Origin of the sequence: uncultured Neisseria sp. (genome assembly GCF_951230505.1) — a bacterium.
Taxonomy (GTDB): domain Bacteria; phylum Pseudomonadota; class Gammaproteobacteria; order Burkholderiales; family Neisseriaceae; genus Neisseria.
In genome coordinates, this window is record NZ_CATNVN010000155.1 from 1 (window position 1) to 4,279 (window position 4,279).

The following is a 4,279-nucleotide window of genomic DNA, read 5'->3' on the forward strand; positions in this document are numbered from 1 at the left end:
GATTAAACCTAAGGCCGTCTGAAAACAGATTTTCAGACGGCCTTTAGTTTATATTTCAAGCAACTTACTTCCAAATCTGCGCCAATTTAATCCCCAGCGCCGTCAAACCAAACGAACCGAAAACATGCAGACAGGTTGCCATCAAAGCCATGCCCCAACGTTGCGCCTGCATCAAACCCACCATCTCCACTGAAAAACCTGAAAATGTGGTCAAGCTGCCGAGAAATCCGGTAATCCAAAGCAAACGCCATTGCGGATCGGTTAAGAGTTCTGCCAATACGCCGATCAGCAGCGCGCCCAGCCAGTTTGCCGCCAATGTACCGATAGAAAAAGGCGCAGAAGACACCAGCACCAAGCCAAACAGCCAACGCAATACAGCCCCGACAGCGGCACCGCAAACAATGGGAAAAATATAAGCAAACATAACACGTTAAAAATTTAATTGAAAACAGGCCATCCGGTCATGAGGCCGTCTGAAAACCACACAAAGATGCCTTCATATCTTATTGCCAAATCTTAGGCGCAGATTTCAAATATCTGCCGTCATCAAAAGTACAAATCCATTGCGGCTTAAGCGCGATAAAAATGGCTGTTGAAATACCGCTCAAAAATGCCTCTGCCCAAGCGATTAAGAAGAAAACAGGAAAAGCGGTTTTCCACAATACCGTCGTATCAAACACATCTGCCCAGTCCAACAAACCGACCAAAACCACGCCGGTAAACACCATGCCGACCGCCGCGGCCCAGAAACCATTCAGAAAAATAAAGATAAAGATATTGGCAGGCAAACGCGACACCCAATGGCGGAAACCTAAGTTCACCAACAAAGGCGGAAGCAATACGGACAAGGCGTTGATGGGGAACATATGCCAATCGCCCCAAAGCCACAAATATGGAAAAAACAGCAAAACGCTGATGCAGAATGCGGCAGAGGTGCCCAGCATTAAAGCCGTCAGGTTTAAAGCAAGCAAATGATAGCTCATGCCGGCCAGTTGTCCGCTTTCCGGGGAAGCATTCAAACTCCAAGCCAGCGGCAACATCACGGCAGCCAACAAAAATGCGGAACGATGCTGCGATACCGACACCCATGCCTGCTTTGCGCACAAAGCAAAAATCACCAGCAACACAGGCCATGCCGCCATCACGATACCAACGGGAAACCATCCGTTTTGAAAAATCATCATCTCATCCGCAAAATGTTCAGACGGCCTATTATACGCGTCTCAAGCCATAGCTTTGACAATCCTGTCTGCCTTTGCCGTTAAAGCTTGTTTCGGCTGGTTTTGTTTACCCGAAAAAAGCGTTAGAATAACGGACTTTGCCGTTTAATTAAGGGGATGGACGCATGCTTTGGACAATATTGGCTTTAATTCTGCTGACTGTCATAGCCGGCTTGTTCTGGTGGCGCCAGAAACAAGAGCAAAAGTGGCGCCAAGAATTGGCACGACTCAGTGGCGATGAACAAGAAATAAACGAAGAAGACAGCCTGGTCGGTTTTGCCAGCCAACTGGACAGCCTGAAACGTTTGTTCAGCATGAACAAGCGCACCGCCGACAACCATAAAATTGCCCGTATCCGCCTGCTTTCCGCGCTCGAACACAATAAAATGCAACGCACCGAAACAGAAGAACACGCAGCAGATCCAGTTGCCGAAGAGCCGGAACACATCGCAACGACCGAAGAAGAAATCAAAATTGCGCCTAAAACCCGCAAACCTGCCAAACCGGAACGTATTCCTAAAATCACGCCGTTTGCACAGATGGAAACGCCCGAATACAGCCCGTCTTTGGTGCAAAACAGCAATTTGGAAGAAATTACATTAGAAGAAGCCACCCGTTCCCTGCACGAAGCTGCGGTTGAAGAATGGAACGAGCATTTGGCCGAAAAAAATGCGCCGATTTACAAAGACGAAGTCGAAACCCCATTGTTGCGTGCTTCATCCCTGCCGATGACAGGCATGGAAATCATCGACTACAACGACCCTATCTTGCGCCGCACACGTGAGCGTGCCTTGGCGCGCGCCAATAATGTCCGCGTAGCAGAAGCCAATGCGCCGCATATCGAAACCGTTCAGACGGCCTTAAGAACTGCCGAAAAAGAAGCCATCCTCCCCTATACTTCCATGCAGGCATTCCCTTCTGAAATCCAAGCGGAAGATATTCACGACAACCTTGCCCGCCGTACCGCCGCCCGCCACAAACTGGCCGCAGCCGTTGCCCCATTGCGCGACTACTCTCCGCGCACCATCGAAAATGACGAAATTCTGGCTAACTTGGGACAAATCAGCCGTCCTGCCAGCCTACGCCGTCAAGTTCGCCATACCGAAGCGGCCGCCGAAAGATGGGCGCGTAAACAAGCTGCCACGGAAGCTGTTGCACCACAACCTGCCGCACCGGCAACGCCGTCCCGTCCGAAACCGGCTGCGCCTGTTAAAAAATCCCCTTATATATCCCGACCTGCCGCACCAAACGCAACCGTAGTCGAGCCGCCTGCCGTACCGGTTGTCCCTATGGCTAAAACCGATATCCCCGAGCCGCCTACTTTTGAACATAAAATCCAAGTGCCGATTTTTGATGCACAAGTCAATGCGCATGTCAGCAACCAACCTGAACGCAGTATCCGCGATTATTTAATCAGCGAATCTGCCGTCGAAGAAACAGAATTCGATGGTGAGCCGGAAGCTCCTGTACAAGCGGAAGCAGAAGCTATTCAAGCGGTTGAAACCATTGAACCCGTTGAATCTGTTGAAACAATCGCAAGGCCGTCTGAATATACACAGACAGTCGTTGAAACGCCTGTTCAAACCGTAGAACCAAGCATTCAAGAGAGTATGCCAGGCATAGCGATTCCAACTTCGGCAACACTGACCGAGGCACACCTGCCGACTACCGCCCTGCTTCTGCCGCCGCAGTTTGACCCAAGCGCCTCGCAAACTGAAGAACAGCTGCTGGAAAACAGCATTACCATCGAAGAAAAACTGGCCGAGTTCAAAGTTAAAGTCAAAGTGATGGACTCCTATTCCGGCCCGGTCATTACGCGTTATGAGATTGAGCCTGATGTCGGCGTACGCGGCAGTGCCGTTTTGAACCTTGAAAAAGACTTGGCGCGCTCGCTTGGCGTGGCTTCCATCCGCGTGGTGGAAACCATCCCCGGCAAAACCTGCATGGGCTTGGAATTGCCTAATCCGAAACGCCAAATGATCCGCCTGAGCGAAATCTTCAATTCGCCTGCGTTTACCGAATCCAAATCCAAACTGACACTTGCACTCGGCCAAGACATTACCGGCCAGCCTGTTGTGACAGACTTGGCCAAAGCGCCGCATCTGCTGGTTGCCGGTACGACCGGTTCGGGTAAATCCGTAGGCGTGAACGCCATGATTCTGTCCATGCTCTTCAAAGCAACGCCTGAAGACGTACGCATGCTTATGATTGACCCGAAAATGCTGGAGCTGAGCATTTACGAAGGCATTCCGCACCTACTCGCCCCTGTCGTGACCGATATGAAACTGGCCGCAAACGCCCTGAACTGGTGCGTCAACGAAATGGAAAAACGCTACCGCCTGATGAGCTTTATGGGCGTGCGCAACCTTGCCGGTTTCAACCAAAAAATTGCCGAAGCCGCAGCGCGTGGCGAAAAAATCGGCAGCCCGTTCAGCCTCACGCCTGAAAACCCTGAGCCATTGGAGAAACTGCCGTTTATCGTGGTCGTGGTAGATGAGTTTGCCGACCTAATGATGACTGCAGGCAAAAAAATTGAAGAACTGATTGCCCGCCTCGCCCAAAAAGCACGCGCAGCTGGCATCCATTTGATTCTTGCTACCCAACGCCCAAGCGTGGATGTCATTACCGGCCTGATTAAAGCCAATATTCCGACACGCATTGCCTTCCAAGTATCCAGCAAAATCGACAGCCGCACGATTCTTGACCAAATGGGTGCGGAAAACTTGCTCGGTCAAGGCGATATGCTGTTCCTGCCGCCCGGTACCGGCTATCCGCAACGCGTACACGGCGCGTTCGCATCCGATAATGAAGTACACCGCGTAGTGGAATACCTGAAACAATTCGGCGCACCTGACTATATCGACGATATTTTAAGCAGCGGTTCGACCGAGGACTTTACCGCTACCAGCCGCAGCAACGACAGCGACCTCGATCCCATGTATGACGAAGCCGTTTCCGTTGTCTTAAAATCGCGTAAAGCCAGCATTTCCAATATCCAACGCCAACTGCGCATCGGCTACAACCGCGCAGCCCGCCTGTTTGACCAAATGGAAGCCGAC

3 protein-coding genes are annotated in these 4,279 nt (G+C 51.2%); 1 reads left to right on the forward strand and 2 read right to left on the reverse strand.

The features are described from left to right. Positions 1-64: 64 nt before the first annotated feature. Both Q1M25_RS08485 and Q1M25_RS08490 read right to left on the reverse strand, forming a co-directional pair. Positions 65-424 (reverse strand): CrcB family protein, encoded by a 360-nt coding sequence (locus Q1M25_RS08485; protein WP_003679592.1) that lies wholly within the window; start codon positions 422-424, stop codon positions 65-67. Positions 425-503: 79 nt separating this feature from the next. Beyond that, on the reverse strand, positions 504-1,181 hold the full coding sequence (locus Q1M25_RS08490) for an energy-coupling factor ABC transporter permease (protein WP_300483838.1): 678 nt from the start codon (positions 1,179-1,181) through the stop codon (positions 504-506). 164 nt (positions 1,182-1,345) lie between these two features. On the opposite strand from Q1M25_RS08490, the gene Q1M25_RS08495 reads away from it, so the two are divergent. Next, a partial coding sequence (locus Q1M25_RS08495) for a DNA translocase FtsK (RefSeq protein ID WP_300483836.1) occupies positions 1,346-4,279 on the forward strand: 2,934 nt, incomplete at its 3' end.